Raw genomic sequence first — 17,752 nt, 5'->3', positions numbered from 1 at the left:
TTTAGCCAAAGGGTCCGAATAGCAAAACCGGTGATGTAATGGCCCGGGTGTACATTCACCGGAACGACTCACTGCACTTCGTCATTGGAACCCCAGGTAAAAATAACGTTTTCGGGCTGGCGCGAGGGAATGAAATCCCTCCGGTTTGCGCGGCTGCTGCACGATGTGGCGGGTCTGGGGCTGGCGGAAGCGTGGCGCATCAAAACCCAAGTGCTCGAGGAAGAGCCGGTGGTGCTCGCCCTGCCCGTGTCGTTGGCTGCAGCTGTGTGGGAGCAAGCCACGGCCTTGGGAGTTATCTGTTTCGTGGACCACGCGTAGCCACATTTAACTAAAGGGTCGGAGTCGGAAAACGAGCAAATGGACTACCTTACCTAAAAAGTCCCGCATGCTGGCCACTGACTTCGACGCCTACTGGCGCGCCACGTACCCCAAGGCGGTGCCCCTGGGCCATTTGTTGCGCACGACTTATCCCCGCCGGTGGCTACGGCTCTACAGCCTACCCGAGGGGCAACGCTACCCGGCCGCCGCCGCGGACTGGCACGAACTGCTGCGCCGCCATCTTGCCGTGTTCGCCGACTTGGTGGGCAAACCCGCCGAGCTGTTCCTAGTCACGGGCGAATACGACTTCGTCGACCGTGCCCGGCCCGAGCCCGAGTCGTTTGCGGCCGACGGCGCTCTGCATGCGAATGACCACATGTCCTTTCTGCAAATGGTCCTTGCGTAAACGAATCAGGTCCGAAAAGCGCAATCCGGAAAATATCTGCGCGACCATTAGGTCCCGGACCCGCTCTAATTTTTTGCTGAAGTGTAAATCCAACTGGCGCAAGGCCTCAGTTTCGTGCTTGTGCAGCACCACCGGCAGTTCGCGGGTGATAGTCGTGCCCGGATGCCCGCAAAAAGTGGGCTCGGCCCACTGCGATGACAGGCCATTTCAGGCGTGAGCCGGCGAGGAGACATAACCCAGCCGGAAAAAGGCAAAACCCGAATTCGAAGAACCGGCCCGTCGTTCGCCAACGCCCTGTTCATTATTAGCCGATGCCTTGATTTTTGTCATGGAGCAGGGCGCGTGGGCTGACGAATATTGTGGCGCAAATCAGCTCTATTCCACGGTGATGAATGCTACTCAGTGATTTCTGGTCGGTGGGAAGGAGTTGAAGATATTCGGGGACTGCTGCCCGTGCATTTCCGCTTCAAGCCTTCTCGGCCCACGCCGACTTATCGGAGTTGCTGCGCTGGCTCGACCAGTTTCCGGCCCTATCCCAGCGCACGTTTGCACCCCGGGCCAGCCGCCCTGGTCTGGCTTGATACCATCTTTCTTTTCATCCGCAGCCGATGAAGCGCTTCTCTTTCCGCCCCGCAGCCCCACCCTGCGAGGCGGTTTGGTTTTAATAACGAGGCTGAATAAGTAGCAATAAATCAGGGTTATATACTTGAAATAGTCATGGTAAAATCTGCCCCGTCTGCCCCACTCGCCGCGCCCGGCCTGTCCGAAGAAGCCGTTGCCCAATCCCGGGCGGCGCACGGGCGCAACGTGTTTGCCGCCACCCGCCGCTCGGGCCTGTGGCTCACGCTGAAGGAAGTGGTGACCGAGCCCATGTTTGTGCTGCTGCTGGCGGCCTGCGGCCTGTATTTCGGCATGGGCCGCACCGAGGAAGCCATCACGCTTATCGTGGCGCTGCTGGCGGTGGCGGGCATTTCGGTGTACCAAAGCCTGCGCAGCGACCGCGCCCTGGCCGCCCTGCGCGACCTGACCCAGCCACAGGCCAAAGCCTGGCGCAACGGTGCCCTGACCACCGTGCCCATCGAAGCCCTGGTGGTGGGCGATGCCGTGCTGGTGGAGGAAGGCAGCCGCGTGCCCGCCGACGGCACCGTGGATGCCGCCAACGATTTCGCGGCCGACGAGGCCATCCTCACCGGCGAGGCCGTGCCGGTAGCCAAAGCGGCCGGCGACCCGGTTTTTGCCGGCACCAGTGCCGCTTCGGGCAGTGCCTGGCTCACGCTCACGGCCGTGGGCGAGCACACCGAGTTGGGCCGCATCGGCCGCAGCCTCGATACCATTGCCAGCGAGAAAACGCCGCTGCAATTGCAGGTGAGCCAGTTTGTGCGGCGCATGGCCTGGGTGGGGCTCGGGGCTTTTGCGCTGGTGTGGGGCGTCAATTATGCGCGGTCGGGCGACTGGGTTACGGCCTTGCTTTTCGGCCTCACGCTGGCTATGTCCATTCTGCCCGAGGAAATTCCGGTGGCCTTCAGCAGTTTCATGGCGCTGGGCGCGGCCCGTCTGAGCCGGGCAGGCGTGCTCACCAAGCAGCCCCAAACCGTGGAAAGCCTGGGCTCGGCCACGGTGATTTGCGTGGACAAAACCGGTACTATCACCCAGCAGGGCATGCGCGTGGCCCAGCTCTACGATGGCAGCACCGATGCCCTCGTGCCCGTGCCCGGCCCGCTGTCCGATACGGCCGCTGCTGTGCTGGCCCACGCCCGCTGGGCCAGCGAAACCGAGCCGTTCGACTTCATGGAAAAAGCCATCACCGAAGCCTTCGCGGTGGCCGACCCGGTGCTGGCTTCCATCGCCTGCCCCATGGTGCACGAGTACCCGCTGGCCGGCACCCCGCCCATGATGACGCACGTACGCCGCGCCCAGGCCGGCAACCCGGTAGTGGCCGGCAAAGGGGCCGTGGAGCACATTCTGGCCTTATGCCGGCCGGCTCCGGCCGTGGCGGCGCGGGTGCGGGAAATCACGCAGCAGCTCTCGGCGCAGGGCCTGCGAGTGCTGGGCGTGGCGCAGGCCCGCTGCCCGGAGGTGGGCTGTTTTCCGGCCAGTCAGGACGATTTTGACTGGTCGTTTCTGGGCCTGGTGGCGCTGGAAAATCCGCCCAAGGCCAACGCCTCGAAGGTCATCGACTGCTTTGCTAAAGCCGGGATTCAGGTGAAGATGATAACCGGCGACTTCCCCGAAACTGCCCAGGCCATTGCCCGCCAGGTGGGCCTGCCGGGGGCCGACACCTTGCTGACCGGGGCCGACGTGCTGGCCCTCGACGAGGCCGCGCTGCGGCAGCGGGTGCCAGGCACGGCCGTGTTCGCCCGCATGTTTCCCGAAGCCAAGTTAAAAGTGGTGGAAGCCCTGAAAGCCAATGGCGAAGTGGTAGCCATGACCGGCGACGGCGTGAACGACGGCCCCGCCCTCAAGGCCGCCCACATTGGGGTGGCCATGGGCCGTCGCGGCACCGAAGTAGCCCGACAGGCCGCCTCGCTGGTGCTCGTCGATGATGATTTGGGCAGCATGGTGACGGCCATCGCGCAGGGCCGCCGCATCTACCAGAACCTCAAAAAGGCCATTTCCTACATCGTTTCCATTCACATTCCCATTATTCTCACGGTGGCGGTGCCGCTGCTGGCCGGCTGGAAATTCGCCAACCTGCTGAACCCCGTGCACGTCATTTTTCTGGAGCTGGTGATGGGACCCACTTGCTCCATCGCCTTCGAAAATGAGCCCGCCGAAGCCGGCCAGATGCAGGCCGCGCCGCGCCCGCTCAGCACCACGTTTCTGGGCGGGCGGGAGCTGGGGCGCAGCATTGTGCAGGGCCTCGGCATTGCCGCCGCCGTGCTGGGCGTGTACTTCGTGGCCATGCATAGGGGCCGGCCCGTGGCGGAAGTCCGCACGCTGGTTTTTGCTACGCTGGTGCTCAGCAACATCGTCCTGACGCTGGTCAACCGCTCGTTCACTCATTCGGTGTGGCGCACTTTGCTGGTGCCCAACCGCCTGCTTTGGCTGATGCTGAGCCTCACGCTGGCGCTGCTGCTGGCGGCGCTGTGGCTGCCGGCCGCGCGGGAGCTGTTTGAGTTCGCGCCGGTGCCGCTGGTCGAGCTGGGCTGGTGCGGGCTGGCGGCGCTGCTGGGCGCGGGCTGGGTGGAGGTGTATAAGTTGCTGCGGATTCAGGCAAAAGGTTGATTTTCAATTGGCAGCCAAGTGTTTCAGGCCATGATTTTAATCAGGCTGAAGGGTAAGAAAACGCAGTGCGGGCCGAACAGGCAGCAGATAGTTTTGGGCGTAATGAAGGGCCGCTTTGCGCCGTGCGTGGCGTGTGCCCGGTCATTTTTCCAACCCCTGTTTTTTCCCTCCGCATCATGGCACCAGCACCATTCGCACTGTTTTTTCAGGAATTGACCAACGACAATGTGGCGCTGGTGGGCGGCAAGAATGCTTCCTTGGGCGAGCTGTTCAATCGGCTCACTGCCAAGGGTATCAATGTGCCGAATGGATTCGCGACCACGGCGGCAGCGTACTGGCTGTTTCTGGATGAAAACCACTTGCGCGAGCCCCTCACGGCCCTGCTGGCCCAACTGGATACCCAGGAGTTTACCAATCTGGCCGACATCGGCAGTCAGGCGCGGGCGATGCTGAGCGTGGCCCCGCTACCCGCACCGGTAGCCACTGCCATTGAAGCCGCTTACCAGCAATTGGAGGACGGTTATGAGCACGAAATCCAAGTGGCGGTGCGCAGCAGCGCCACGGCCGAGGACCTGCCCACGGCCAGCTTTGCCGGGCAGCACGACTCGTTTCTGGACGTGCGCAGCCCCGATGCCGTACTCGATGCCTGCCGGAAATGCTATGTGTCGCTGTTCAACGACCGTGCCATTAAGTACCGCGTGCAGAACGGGTTCGACCACATGAAGGTGGCGCTTTCGGTGGGCGTGCAAACCATGGTACGGTCCGATTTGGCCTCGGCCGGCGTGGCCTTCACCATCGAGCCCGAAACGGGGCACGAAAACCTGGTGTACCTCACCGGCAGCTGGGGCCTGGGCGAAAACGTGGTGCAGGGCAACGTGAACCCCGATGAGTTCTACCTCTTCAAGCCCGCCCTGCGCGCCGACAAGCGCGCCCTGGTGCGCAAAAAGCTGGGCGACAAGGCCAAAACCATGCGCTACGCCACCAGCCTCGCCGCCTGCGCGGCCGGCATCAAAAACACGGATACCCCGGCCGAGCGCCGCGCCCAGTTCGTGCTCACCGATGCCGAAGCTGAGCAGCTGGGCCGCTGGTGCCTGCTGATTGAGGAACACTACGGCATGCCCATGGACATTGAATGGGCTAAGGACGGCCTCAGCAGCGCTTTGTTCATCGTGCAGGCCCGGCCCGAAACCATTCACCACGGCCGCCGGGCGCTGTGCCTGCACGAGTTTCACCTCACCGAAAAAGGCCCGCTGCTGGCCACCGGTAAGGCCGTGGGCAGCCAGATTGTGTCGGGCGTGGCGCGTATCATCGCCTCGCCGGCCGAGGGGCATCGGCTGCAGGCGGGCGAAATCCTGGTGACAAACAGCACCAGTCCGGACTGGAACGCGGTGCTGCGGAAGGCGGCCGTCATCGTGACTAACCAGGGCGGGCGCACCAGCCACGCGGCTATTGTGGCGCGGGAGCTGGGTTTGTCGGCCGTGGTGGGCACGCTCGATGCGACGCAGAAAATCCAAGACGGGCAGCGCATTACCGTGTCGTGCGCCGAGGGCGACGAGGGCCACATCTACGAGGGTGCGCTGGCCTGGGAGGAAACCGAAATCGACCTGGAACACCTCGTGAAGCCCCATACCAAGCCCATGCTCATCCTCGCCGACCCCGACCGGGCCCTCACGCTGGCGCGCTACCCCAGCCAGGGCGTGGGCCTGCTGCGAATGGAATTCATCATCAGCAACGCCATTCGGATACATCCAATGGCACTGGTTGCGTTCGACCAGCTGACGGATGAGAAAGCCCGCGAAGAAATCACGGTCCTCACCGCCAATTATTCCAGCAAGCCCGAGTATTTCATCGAGCAGCTGGCGCAGGCGCTGGGCTTTGTGGCGGCGGCCTTTTATCCGCGCGAAGTCATCGTGCGGATGAGTGATTTCAAGACCAACGAATACGCCAATTTGCTGGGCGGAAAGCAGTTTGAGCCCGATGAGGAAAATCCAATGCTGGGTTTTCGGGGCGCGTCGCGCTACTACAGCCCGCAGTATCGCGAGGGTTTTCGGTTGGAATGCGAGGCCCTGAAACGCGTGCGCCACGACATGGGCCTGACCAACATCAAGGCAATGATTCCCTTCTGCCGCACCGTGGAGGAAGGCCAGCGCGTGGTGGCCCTGATGGCCGATTTCGGCCTGCGCCAGGGCATCGACAACCTCGAAATCTACGTGATGGCTGAAATCCCGAGCAACGTCATTCTAGCCGAGGAATTCGCCACGGTGTTCGACGGCTTCTCCATCGGTTCCAACGACTTAACGCAGCTAACGCTGGGGCTGGACCGGGATTCGGCCATCGTGAGCGGGCTCTTTGATGAGCGGAACGAGGCCGTGACGCGGCTGCTGGCCCAGGTCATCCACACGGCCAAAGCGCACGGGCGGCCCATTGGCCTCTGCGGCCAGGCCCCGAGCGACTACCCGGCCTTTGCCCGGTTCCTGGTCGAGCAGGGCATCGACAGCATTTCCTTCACCCCCGATGCCCTGCTCAACGGCATGGCCAACATGGTGAAAGCCGAGGAAATGGTGGCCGATGAGTACCCGTAGGGCAGGAGCGAGGCGGCCGCTGCTCAGGCGGCGGCATGCGGCGCGGGGATGGCTTGCAGCAGGCAGCGATAGAGCTTTTCCACGTCGGCGGGGTGGAACAGTTCGGTGCCGGGGTTCATGGTGGCGGCGGTGCCGCAGGCCACGCCCAGGCGCACGGCCTCGCGCAGAGACTGCCCGTGCACCAGCGCGTGCACAATGCCGGCCACCATGCTATCGCCAGCCCCCACGGTGCTGCGCCGCTTCACAACCGGGGCCGAAACGTAGTCTTCCAGGTCGCAGGTAACGAGGTAGGCACCTTGCGGGCCCATCGACACCACCACGATTTCGCAGCGGCCTGCGCCAATTAGCTGCCGAGCAGTAGCCACCACGCCGGCGCTGTCCAGCTCGGGCACGCCGGCCAATTGGCTTAGCTCGCCCAGGTTGGGCTTGATGAGGTAGGCCCCGGCCTCGATAACGGCCAGCATGGCCGGCCCGGTGGTATCGGCTACCACCTTGCTGCCTGCCTCGCGGGCCTGCCGGGCCACCCGGGCCAGGAATGCGGGTGGCATGCCGGGCGGCAGGCTGCCGCTCAGCACCACGAAATCGGGTAGGGGCGTCAGCTGGTGCAGCGCCTCCAGCACCTGGCCCTGCTCAGCGTCGGTGAGCGGCGCGCCGGGCATGCCAAACCGGTACTGCTGGTGGCTGGCGGTGTCCACCACCACAAAGTTTTCGCGCACCGCGCTTTTGGTCGGAATCACGCAGGACGCAATGCCTTCGGCCGTGAGCAGCGCTTCCAGCAGCGCGCCGGTGTGCCCGCCGGCCGGGTACACGGCCACCGACGGCGTGCCCAGCCGGTGCAGGCCCCGCGACACGTTGATGCCGCCGCCGCCGGCCTCGGTTTTGGGGGCAGCGCAGTGCAGTTTCTGGTCGGGCACGATGCCCGCCACGGAGGTGCTCGTGTCCAGCGCCGGGTTCAGGGTGAGGGTGGCTACTAAGGACATGAGGCGTGGGGTTGATGTGGAGCAATAGGAGTGCTTAGCTTAAGAAATAGATTTTGCGCGTTCAGGCCGCGCCGCTGGATGTTATCCAGTCCACGCCGGGGCGCAGCCATTGCTGGGTCCGCGCTTCGGCCGAGCCGGGGGCGGGAGCGGGGGCATTGTGCCACTCGGCCCGGGGGGGCAGGCTGAGGACGAAACCCTCCGGACCGTGGGCGGCCAGCTCGAAGCGGCTGGGGCGGTCCACGGTCAGGTTGAATTCGGCGCAGCGGGCGCGGCGCTGCTGCTGCCAGCGCTTCTCGGGCTCGGCGTAGGGCAGGTGGGCATTCTGGCGCATGAGGGTGCCGTAGGTGCGGCCGAATACCTCGCCCACGTCCTGCACGAAGGCCAGCAGCTCCTCAAACATGCCGTCGCGCTCCACCATGAGCTGCTCGAAAAACAGGCCGCCCACGCCCCGCGTCTCGCCCCGGTGGGGCAGGTAGAAATGAGCATCGGCCCCAGCCTTGAAGCGCGGATAGTAGCCGTTATCGTGGCGCTGACACATGGCGTGAATCTGCTGGTGAAACCAGCGGGCTTGCACCACATCCACATAAATCGGGGTCAGGTCGAGGCTGCCCGCAAACCAGGCCTCGCCCGTGCGGGTCTCGAAATACCGCACGTTGAGGTGCGAGATGGGCACCATGGGGCTGTGCGGATGCAGGCCCACGTTCACATCGGCGGTGTAGTAGTGCCGGTCTTTCACCTGGAGCTGGCGAGCCATCGGCTCGCTCATCTGGTCCCACACGGCCGAAAAGGACACGCCCGCTTTCTCCAGCACGGCCCCGTACTGGAGGGCGGAAGTGATGCCGCCGCCGCCGCCGGGGTGCGTCCATTCGTCGTGCACAAACTTGCTGCCGCCATCCGCCATCTCCATCCGGTGGCATAGCCAGTCCTGGAACTCTCGCATCCAATTCTCGACCCCCGGACGCGGCGCAAACGCCGATGACGAAATAACCTGCTGTTTCATGGCTGCGCAATGCACTTATAACGATAACAGAAGCTGCGGTATGCCCGCCGGCCAGCCAGCCCCGGCAAGCCGGGCACCCTGGCCGGCGGGCTAAGCTGAGCATTCATTGCCCCCGGTAAACTGGGCAAAGCTCCTGCCTATTCGCTAATACTGCCCTGATGCGCATCACCTTGCCAGCTGATTCCTGTCAGGTTTGCTAAATGAGAAGGGGCTGTCCTGAACGATGTAGGGGCGGGGCTTGCCCCCGCCCGTCTTTGAACGGGGTCGTTAGAACGGTGCGAACGTCCGGGCGGGGGCAAGCCCCGCCCCTACATTCACCGCCCTGAAGCCGCATCTACCTCAAACCGCTACCAGTTAGGCGCGTGCAGCTTTTCGGGCTGAAGGACGTGAATGCTTTTGGGCGTGAGCTCAATCAGGCCGTCCTGCTTAAACTCGCTCAGGGTCCGAATCAGCGATTCCGGGGTGGTGCCGACCACGGCGGCCAGGTCATCGCGCGAGAACCGGATGGTGGCCGCCCCATCGCCGGCCTGCTCCTGCATGCGCAGCAGGGTGCTGGCCACGCGGCGGCGCAGCGAGTCGTAGGCCATGCCCAGCAGCTGCTGTTCCCGCTCCTCCACCTGGCCGGCCAGCAGCCGGATAAACTGCTTCCCCACGTCGGGGTGGGAGTGGAGCAGCAGCTCAAAATCCTTCTGCGGAATGTAGAGCACCTGGGCATCATCAAGCACCACGGCCGAGTCGCTGTGCGGCCGGTGCTGCAGCAGCGGCAGGTAGCCAAAAAACTCGCCGGGGCCATACACGCCCGTGATTAATTCCTTGCCGCCGGCGGTGCGGCGCACGGTTTTCACCCGCCCGCTCTCCACAAAATAGAGCCGGGTAGCCTCCTCGTCTTCGGCATACAGCACCTGCTTTTTGCGCAGCGCGTGGGGCCGGCGGTCCAGGGTGAGGCTGTGCAGGCTGGCCACGGCGGTGGCATCGTCCAGAAACGCGCCCAGGCCCTCGGGCGCACGCAGGTCGTAGGAGGGTTGCAGCTGCCGGAAGCGGTTGAGGCGGCTGCTGATGGCGCTCAGCAGCTCAGTTTCGTCGAATGGCTTGGTGAGGTAGTCATCAGCCCCCAGCTCCATGCCGCGGCGCTGGTCGGTGCGCTCGGTTTTGGCGGTGAGGAAGATGAAGGGCACGCCGGCCAGCTGCGGGTTTTGGCTGAAAATGTGCAGCACGCCATAGCCATCAAGTACGGGCATCATGATGTCGCACACCACCAAATCAGGCTTGGTGGCCAGGGCTATTTCCACGCCCACTTTGCCGTTCTCGGCCGTGAGCACGCCGTAGCCGGCCAGCTCCAGAATCTCAGCGGTGTTTTCCCGCAGGATGTCGTTGTCCTCAATCAGCAGAATGGTTTTCATAGGGAAGCGTGATGGTGACGGTGGTGCCCACGTTCAGCTCGCTTTGCAGGGCAATGGTGCCGCCCATCAGCTCCACGTAGCGGGCCACGATGTAGAGGCCCAGGCCCGTGCCGGGCGTATTGGCCGCGTTGCGGGCCCGGTAAAACCGCTGGAACAGCCGCGTCTGGTCGTCGCGGGCAATGCCCATGCCCTGGTCCTGCACCACGAGGCAGAGGGCGTGCTCCTGGGCGGTGGCCCGCACGGTGATGGTGGTGTTTTCGTGGGAATATTTCAGGGCGTTGGAGAGCAGGTTGACCAGCACTTTGCGCAGCAGCGAGGCATCCTGCCACAGCGGCGGCAGGGCAGCGGGCAGCTGCAGAATGATGTGCTGGCCGGGCTTGCGCAGGCCCTCCACTTCGGCCACGGTTTCGTTGGCCAGGGGGGCCAGCTCCAGCCGGGTAGGGTGGGCCTCCAGGCGGCCTTCCTCAATCTTGCCCACCGACAGAAACTCCTCCAGAATATCGGTTAGGTGCATCACCGAGGTCCGAATGCGGTCGTAATGGCGCTGGCGCTTGTCCTGCTGCTCGGGGCCGGCATACTTTTCGAGCAGCGCCACCGACGTGAGCACGGCCGTGAGCGGCGTCCGGAACTCGTGCGAGGCCATGGCCACGAAGCGCGTTTTGAGCTCGCCGAGCTCCTGCTCCAGGGCCAGGGCCTGGGTGAGCTCGCGGGTGCGCAGCTCCAGCTGGCTCAGGGTATCGGCCAGGGCGTGGGTGCGGTCGGTTACTTTTTGTTCCAGCTCGGCATTGAGGCGGGCAATGCGCTGGTGCTGGGCCCGCAGCTCCCGCTCAGCCTCTTTTTTGAAGGAGATGTCGATGACGTAAGCCACCACAAACAGCTCCTCTTCGAGCCGGAAATAGCTCAGGCTGACTTCCACGGGAAATTCTGAGCCGTCCTGGCGGCGGGCCAGCAGGTCGCGGTTCTGGCCCATGGCCCGCGTTTCGGGGCGGGCATTGAAGGAATCGCGCAGCTGCTCGTGGTAGCGGGCCACGGCTTCGGGCACCAGCGCTTCGATGCGCTGATGAAGCATGCCATCGTTCTGATAGCCAAATAACTGGTGGGCCTTATCGTTGGCGAGCAAAATTTCGCCGACCCGGTTGCACATCACAATCCCAATGGTGGCGTGGCTCACCACGGCCTCGAAGCGGCCCATGCTTTCGGCCAACCGGTGCTCGGCCACGTGCAGGGGCGTGGTGTCGGTGAGGCGCACGAGAAAATACGTCTGCTGCTCAACCACGAGGCAGGTTAGCTCGACCCGGGCCCAAAACAGCTCGCCCGACTGCCGGCGCAATTCGTCCTCAAATTCGTGGGAGCCATCGCGCAGCACCCGGTCGCGGAGCTCGGTCCATTCGGCCGGGGTGAGTTGCCGGGCGCGCAGGGTGCGGGCCGGCTCGTCGTACAGGGCCTGGGCCGACGAATAGCCCAGCAGGCGGTAGCCCGCCGAGTTGACGTGCGTGAACCAACCCTGTTCGACATGATACAGCCCCACAAACTCCTTGCTTTGTTCAAAGAGAATGTCCGTCAGTGGATTACGGTATAATGTGGCCGGCATATGCAGATGCAGGCTTGTGCCTTACGTTTCTGCAATAATCATAAATATATCAGTAATGCAATAAGGTTCAGCTTAGTTCTCAGCACATACCGCCAGGTAGAACCGCCACCCTCACCGCGCTAAAAAACATCGGCTGAACCGATTGAAATACCTATCGGCCGGCGGGTAATAAATACGCCGCCTGCAGCATCAGCGCGTCATTGTAAGCCTTGGGTTTGGAGGTGGCCCCGGCGGGGTCGAGCACGGCGGTCAGCCCCCGGTTGAGGCGCAGTCCGAGGCTCAGGCCGCCAGTGGTTTGGTAGCCCACCCCGCCGATGACGCCGATATCGAAGCGGGTCAAATCCGATTTTCCGGTGCTGGAGGTGCTGGTGGATTTTTCCGGCGAGCCGTCGGCAAAGCGGGTCGTGGTCGTCGTTTCCGCCTTGGTGTGCACCAAGTAGCCGAATTGGGGGCCGAATTCTAAAAACCAGCCCTGCAAGTTCACGTTTGCCAGCAGCGGTAGGTCGAGGTACGTCAGTGCCCGTTTTTGGGTGAAGGAGGACGAGGCCTCGCCCGTGGCCAGGCCGCTGGTGCGGTCGCCCTCAATGCGATAGCCACGCATGCTGAGCAGCAGTTCGGGCTGAATGGCCAGTGCCCCGTGCTGGGAAACGGGAATGCGCAGGGCCGCGCCGGCCTGGTAGCCCAGGTGCCGATTGCCGAGGCGGGTGGTGTAGTCCGGCCCGGCCAGCTGTTTGAAGTCGTCGCCGGTGAGGTTGGCGTAGATGCCGCCGACCTTCAGGCTCAGGCGGGGCGGGCCTTTGTCCTGGGCCTGTGCCGCCAGCGGCACCGTGCCCAGCCCCAGCAGCAAGCCCATTTTCAGCAGCGAAAAAAGCCCGGCCAATGGCCGGCGAAGGGTAATAAGAGGTTTCATGGCGCATCGAAATGAGATAGTGGCGCGGGCCGGTCCGACCGCCCCAGGGCGGTCGGACCGGAGCATACTGGTTGTTTAGTAGCCGTTGAAGCCGACTTCGGCGGTCGTGCGCAGGCGGTTGTTGATGCTGCTGGCCCCGCCGGCCAGGGCGCTGTGAATGGCCAGCTGGGCCTGGTGCCAGCTCTCGACGGTGCCGCGCAGCGTGGCCTGGCCGTTTTTCACGCTCACCTGGATGTTCTGGTCGTGCAGGAAGGCGTTCCAGTACAGCTCCTGCCGGATGGCCTGCTCAATGGCCTGGTCGAGGTTGACGGCGTGGGCCAGCACGCCGTTCGGGTGGCGTCCAAACCAGGCCGGCGTATTGGCCGTCACGGTCAGGTGGTTATCCACCTGCACCACCCCGCTGATACCGGCCGCTACCTGCTCGGCGTGCGCGGCCTCGAAGTGCGTGGGCACGCTGCCGCTCAGGCTGATGGTGCTGTTGTGGGCCTGTGCCGTGAGGGGGTAGCGGCCCACGTAGGGGTCGTGGGTGAGGGCAGCCTGCACGTTGCGTTGCAGGGCCACGTCCTCCAAGGGGCCGGCGGGGCGCACTTTCAGGCGGTTGTTCACCCAGCTCACGCCCACCACGTTGCGCGCGTCCTGCTCGGCGGCGCGCTTGGCGGCCAGGCTGCTCACGGTGCCGGTTAGGGTCACGGTGCTGCCCTGCACGCTCACCATGGGCTCGAAGGAAAACACCCGGTGGTCGTACACGAAGGCATCGCGCACGGCCTGGGCCAGCTCGGTTTCCGAATGGTAGGCGTACTTGTCCTGCCGCAGGTCGTCGGCGGGCACCCAGGGTTCCACGCGCAGGTCTTTGCTGTCCACGGCTTTGGCTGCCCCGGCGCTCCAGGCTATGGCAATGACTTCGCTGCGCTCGAGGGCGCTGCCCACCACGCCGCTCAGCGTCACGGTGCCTTGCTTCACGGTCACGTTCACCAGGGCGGCGTGCACGCGCACGTTCCAGCGCAGCAGCTCGCGGATGGAGGCGGCCATTTCCTCATCGGGCCGGGGCGTGATGGCGGGCGTATAGGTCAGGCTATCGGTGAGGCGGCGGATGCCCCGCACGCCTTTCACCACGCGCAGCACCTGCTGGCGCTCGGCCCAGCTGCGCACCGTGCCGTGCAGCTCCACTTCGCCGGCCGTGGCCCGGCACTCGATGGGGCAGTCCTGGGTGGCGGGGTTGGTGGCCAGGGCCTGCTTGATATCGGTGAGCAGCTGGGCATCGGGCACTTCCGTGGTGCGGATTTCCAGCTCGTTGACCACGCCGCGCACCCCGCGCACTAGCTTGGCGATTTCCTCGGCCCGGTCCAGCGAAAGCAGGTTGTCGGTGAAGCCTTTGAGGGTGACGATGCCCTCGGCGGTGCTCACGTCAATCCAGGTGGCTGACACGCCTTGCCGCCGGCTGTAGAGGCGCTCGATGGCGGCCGTGATGTCGTGGTCGGCCAACAGCTGTTTGGGGGTAGGAGTTGTCAGGATACTCATGGTGGAGGAGGGAAAAGGGTGAGGAGAAAGCCGTAGAAAGCGCAGCTGCCGGGGCTGCCTGCCAAGTGGTTGCCGCCGACAATTGTCCCTGAGAAAGCAAGCGCAACCGGCCGCGCCCAGCAGCCCAAACCCCTTCCCGGAACCTGGTTGAAATTACCAGCGCCTCGGCCGCCAACGTATGACCCCAGTCAGCCCAAGTCCTGATTCAGGTCATTGAAAATGAGTGCGAAAACTGAAGTGCTCTACCCAAGTTGCGGAGTATTGAGCGGTAGCCCCAGCGGGGGCGTGCCCGGAGGGCGACATATCATAGAAACCATCGCCGCCAGAGAATCAAAGCCCCGGAGGGGCGGCATATCGGTAGAAATACCGGCCTCCGCGAAAATCAAAGCCCCAGCGGGGCGACATTCGTTGAACGAGTGTCGCCCCGCTGGGGCTTTGACGTTTCTTTCAACTGGTTTTACTGCCGATATGTCGCCCCTCCGGGGCTTTGACGCGCTTTTTTTGTGCACTTACTTGTGCTAATCTATGCTGCCTCATCCTCAGTCCAGCGCCGGCAATAGCAGCAGCGGAATGGCCCGGGCATCAATCAGCTGTCCCGTGATGCTGCGGTGGAACAGGCTGCCCCACAGGCTATGGTGCCGGGCCACCACTACCAGCAGGTCGGCCTGCCGCTCGGCGGCACCCTGCAAAATGCCCTGGGCCGTGTCCGGGTTGTAAACTATGTGGGCCCAGGTGCCTTCCGGCACGGCGGCCAGGCCGCTGCGGCGCACCGCGTGCAGCGCCCGATGCCCGGCCTCCGCGCCCGGGTCTTTCTGGTCCGTCACGTACACGATGTCGAGGGTGGCTCCCGGCCGGGTCAGCAGCTGCGGCACAATGTGCGGGTAGTTGGGCAGGGTGAAATCGTGGCCATCGACGGCCAGCGTCAGGCGGTGCGGCACAAATGCCGCCGCGCCGCCGGGCGGCAGCACCAGCAGCGGGCAGCTGATGTGGCGCAGCAAGTCCAGGGCCGTGCCGGTCACAACTTCGGCCGGCACCGCCCCCGCGTTGGGGCAGCTCAACACCAGGGCCAGGGGCTGGTGCTCCCGCACGATTTCGCCCACCGCCTCGGGCAAAAACTCCTCGATGCTGACGGTTTCGGTGGGTACGGCCTGCTTGCTGGCCAGGGTTTGCAGGGCGGCTAGCGACTGCCGCTCGCGCCGCCGCGTGTGCAGGCCGGGGTGCTCTTCGGGCGTCAGCAGCTCATCCTGCCGCACATGCAGCAGCAGCAAGCCGGCCTGTAGCGCCTCGGCCAGGCGGGCAGCATACGGCAGTGCGTGCCCACTACCGGGGAATAAATCGGGGAGCACGAGCAGGGCAGCGGGCAGCATGGCGGGCACGGAAAAAAGGTTAGAAAGAGCCGGCGTAGGGGCCCAGCGCGTCGTCGTTGCGGGCCATGCCGGCGGCCTCGGTTAGGGTGTCGTCGAGCGGGGCATCGTCGGGCACGGGGCGCGGCACATCGGCGGGCCAGGGCGTGGCGGCTGTATTGGGCTGCTCCGGCGGGGTGGCACCACCGGCTAGGGGCGTGGCGGTGGTATCGGGATTGGGCTTTATGGAGGTGGCTGTTGGCATGGCTGGATGGGGGACAACGGCCATGCAAACCACACGAAACCGACTCGGCGGCCCCAGCCAATCAGCTCGTGCCGCTATTGCCCATAATTTTACTGACCCGCCCCCGTTTCATTTAATTGCAAATAATTCAAGCTATTACCAAGCCGTCGTCATCGCTTCCGAGAGCCGGCCTTCCCCAGTGTCGTCGCACTGCTGGCTGAGCTGCCAGTGGGCCAGCATGGTGGCCAGATTGAGTACGTGGCCCTTCATCTCGGTGGCTGCCGGGCTGCCGAAGGCTTCGTGCAGGCTTTCTTCGAGCAGGGTGCACCAGCGTCTGATTTGCGGGGCCGTGAAGGGCGGCGTGTCCTCCCGGTGCAGCGGCCGGCCGGTGTAGAGGTTGCCGGTCAGGGCCTGTTCCCACCACGCGTATTCGCAGTCGGCCGGCGTGTGGTGTTGGCCGGGAAAGGAGGGGCCCAGGAGCGGGTCGCTCGCCACCCGATGGGCGAACTGGCGCACGAAGAGCCGGCTCTGCGTCTGGGTGTCGCAATCAGGAGGCCAGGGAGTTAACACGACATGAAAAGGATTGCGGCCGTCCGTCGCAGCGGCGACATTGGCCAGGATATCTACCCATCAGCAACTGCCAATCCACCGAAAATCAGCAGCCAACACCATCGTATCCAACTCTCCCAAAAATGCGAGCAGAAAGCCCATTGCTTCCCGCCCGCAAATAGGAGTGAGTGCTCAGCGCAAAGGTAGAATCCGGCTCAAGCGAGAAAATTGACGCCAATCAGTGCAGAGTCTGATTCTAATCATGGAGGGCCGATTGGGGTGCCGGACGGCTCAGGCGGCCGGGCGCTGGGCCGGGTGCAATGCCGCCAGGGCCTCTGCATCAGTCACCTCCCTAAAGTCCTGATAGTATTGCCCAACGGCTCTGAAATCCGGCGGCGCCAGCAGGCATATCACCTCATCGGCGGCCTGCTGCAAGTGCCGGAGCGCTTCGGGCGACGACACCGGCACGGCCACGATGATGCGAGCCGGCTGCTGCTCCCGCACCAGCGCGATGGTGGCCAGCAGGGTCTGGCCCGTGGCCACGCCATCGTCCACTATCACCACGGGCCGGCCCGCCAGGAGCAGGGGCGGGCGGTGGCCCTGGTAGGCCTGCCGGCGGGCCTTCAGATTGGCCTGAATGGCGGCCACCTGCCGGGTGAGGTAGGCCCCGGGCAGCTGCACGTTGGGGCTGAGCACGTAGCCGTGCTCGCTCACGGCCCCGATGGCATACTCGGGGTTGTTGGGGTGGCCCAGCTTCTTGGTCAGCACCACATCGAGGGGCCAGCCCAGCGCCTGGGCAATGATGGCACCCATCGGCAGGGCACCCCGGGGCACGGCCAGCACTACGCCGTGCTGTCCGCGCAGGGGCAGCAGCTGCTGAACGAGCAGCCGGGCGGCCACCTGACGGTTGGCAAACGGGATTTCCATGGCAAAATGGAGCTAACGGGCGCAGTTGGAAAAAATCACAGGTAGCGCTGGTACCAGTCCGTGGCGGCGGCGGCCACGGCTTCGAGCGCGCCGGGCTCTTCAAACAAATGCCCCGCCCCGGGGATGAGGCACAGCTCGCTGGGCGGCCCCAGGGCCAGATGGGCCTTTTTGTTGAGGGCGATGACTTCGGTATCGTTGCCGCCCACGAGCAGCAGCGTGGGAGCCGATACGCTGTGCAGCAGGGGCAGCACCAAGTCGGGCCGGCCGCCGCGCGACACCACGGCGCGCACCCGCGGGCCCAGCTCGGCGGCGGCGGCCAGCGCGGAGGCCGCCCCGGTGCTGGCCCCAAACAAGCCCAGCGGCAGTTTAGTCAGGGCCGGCTGCTCGCGGGCCCAGTGCGTGGCATCGAGCAGGCGGTGCGTGAGCAGGGGGATGTCGAAGCGGGTGGCGTAGGTGGCGTCTTCGGTCGGGGTGAGCAGGTCGAAGAGCAGGGTGGCCAGGCCGGCGTCGCGCAGGTGCCGGGCCACGTAGCGGTTGCGCGGGCTCAGCCGGCTGCTGCCGCTGCCGTGTGAGAAGATGACCAATCCCGTGGCCTGGCTGGGGATTTCGAGCTGGCCCGGCAGAATGATGTCGGGCAGCGTGAGCTGAACGGTGTAGCTGGTGGCGGGCATAAGCATGGCGAGGGAGGATAAAGTGAAACTGTTTCCTGGAACGGCAGCTGAAGGGACCGCCCACACACTGGCAATGGGCGATGCAATG

At 64.6% G+C, this 17,752-nt stretch carries 15 protein-coding genes and 1 pseudogene; 5 read left to right on the top strand and 11 right to left on the bottom strand.

What is annotated here, in order from left to right; genetic code table 11:
* The first annotated feature begins 84 nt into the window (after positions 1–84).
* From ACYU70_RS06690 to ppsA, 5 genes and pseudogenes are all read left to right on the top strand, one after another.
* Complete coding sequence (locus tag ACYU70_RS06690) at positions 85–318, top strand: hypothetical protein (protein ID WP_342301426.1); 234 nt, start codon at positions 85–87, stop codon at positions 316–318.
* Between the two features lie 67 nt (positions 319–385).
* On the top strand, positions 386–724 hold the full coding sequence (locus ACYU70_RS06685; protein WP_342301424.1) for a DUF3885 domain-containing protein: 339 nt from the start codon (positions 386–388) through the stop codon (positions 722–724).
* Positions 725–1,188: 464 nt separating this feature from the next.
* Positions 1,189–1,305: pseudogene (locus tag ACYU70_RS06680) on the top strand (MBL fold metallo-hydrolase RNA specificity domain-containing protein); the annotation flags it as partial.
* Positions 1,306–1,441: 136 nt separating this feature from the next.
* Positions 1,442–3,949 carry a cation-translocating P-type ATPase gene (locus ACYU70_RS06675; protein ID WP_342301422.1) on the top strand — a complete coding sequence of 836 codons (2,508 nt, stop codon included), beginning with the start codon at positions 1,442–1,444 and terminating at the stop codon, positions 3,947–3,949.
* 176 nt (positions 3,950–4,125) lie between these two features.
* Positions 4,126–6,531, top strand: a complete 2,406-nt coding sequence (gene ppsA / locus ACYU70_RS06670) for a phosphoenolpyruvate synthase (RefSeq protein WP_342301421.1) — start codon at positions 4,126–4,128, stop codon at positions 6,529–6,531.
* A gap of 23 nt (positions 6,532–6,554) precedes the next feature.
* Here the strand turns inward: ppsA and ACYU70_RS06665 are convergent, their stop codons facing one another.
* The 11 genes from ACYU70_RS06665 to ACYU70_RS06615 all read right to left on the bottom strand — a co-directional run bounded on the left by ACYU70_RS06665 (position 6,555) and on the right by ACYU70_RS06615 (position 17,670).
* Complete coding sequence (locus tag ACYU70_RS06665) at positions 6,555–7,511, bottom strand: 1-phosphofructokinase family hexose kinase (protein WP_342301420.1); 957 nt, start codon at positions 7,509–7,511, stop codon at positions 6,555–6,557.
* A 61-nt stretch (positions 7,512–7,572) separates the two neighbouring features.
* Positions 7,573–8,511, bottom strand: a complete 939-nt coding sequence (locus tag ACYU70_RS06660; protein ID WP_342301419.1) for a coproporphyrinogen III oxidase — start codon at positions 8,509–8,511, stop codon at positions 7,573–7,575.
* 347 nt (positions 8,512–8,858) lie between these two features.
* Positions 8,859–9,911 (bottom strand): response regulator, encoded by a 1,053-nt coding sequence (locus ACYU70_RS06655; protein WP_342301417.1) that lies wholly within the window; start codon positions 9,909–9,911, stop codon positions 8,859–8,861.
* On the bottom strand, positions 9,889–11,502 hold the full coding sequence (locus tag ACYU70_RS06650; RefSeq protein WP_460615945.1) for a sensor histidine kinase: 1,614 nt from the start codon (positions 11,500–11,502) through the stop codon (positions 9,889–9,891). Before ACYU70_RS06650 ends, ACYU70_RS06655 begins: the two co-directional genes overlap by 23 nt.
* A 151-nt stretch (positions 11,503–11,653) precedes the next feature.
* Positions 11,654–12,412, bottom strand: a complete 759-nt coding sequence (locus ACYU70_RS06645; protein WP_342300356.1) for a porin family protein — start codon at positions 12,410–12,412, stop codon at positions 11,654–11,656.
* A 75-nt stretch (positions 12,413–12,487) separates the two neighbouring features.
* Positions 12,488–13,930: a BON domain-containing protein gene (locus tag ACYU70_RS06640; RefSeq protein ID WP_342300354.1), complete on the bottom strand. Its 1,443-nt coding sequence runs from the start codon at positions 13,928–13,930 to the stop codon at positions 12,488–12,490.
* A gap of 539 nt (positions 13,931–14,469) precedes the next feature.
* On the bottom strand, positions 14,470–15,297 hold the full coding sequence (locus tag ACYU70_RS06635; protein ID WP_342300361.1) for a universal stress protein: 828 nt from the start codon (positions 15,295–15,297) through the stop codon (positions 14,470–14,472).
* 19 nt (positions 15,298–15,316) lie between these two features.
* Positions 15,317–15,538 (bottom strand): hypothetical protein, encoded by a 222-nt coding sequence (locus ACYU70_RS06630; protein ID WP_342300351.1) that lies wholly within the window; start codon positions 15,536–15,538, stop codon positions 15,317–15,319.
* Between the two features lie 135 nt (positions 15,539–15,673).
* A complete protein-coding gene (locus ACYU70_RS06625) occupies positions 15,674–16,087 on the bottom strand; it encodes a hypothetical protein (protein ID WP_342300349.1) in 414 nt (137 codons plus the stop codon).
* A 270-nt stretch (positions 16,088–16,357) separates the two neighbouring features.
* Positions 16,358–16,993, bottom strand: a complete 636-nt coding sequence (locus tag ACYU70_RS06620) for a phosphoribosyltransferase (RefSeq protein ID WP_342300347.1) — start codon at positions 16,991–16,993, stop codon at positions 16,358–16,360.
* Between the two features lie 35 nt (positions 16,994–17,028).
* Positions 17,029–17,670, bottom strand: coding sequence for a dienelactone hydrolase family protein (locus tag ACYU70_RS06615; protein WP_342300344.1), 642 nt, complete (start codon positions 17,668–17,670; stop codon positions 17,029–17,031).
* Positions 17,671–17,752 lie beyond the last annotated feature (82 nt).

Source organism: Hymenobacter segetis (assembly GCF_054776495.1).
The sequence above is the reverse complement of the archived record's forward strand: the minus strand, read 5'-3'. Positions and strand labels throughout refer to the sequence as shown.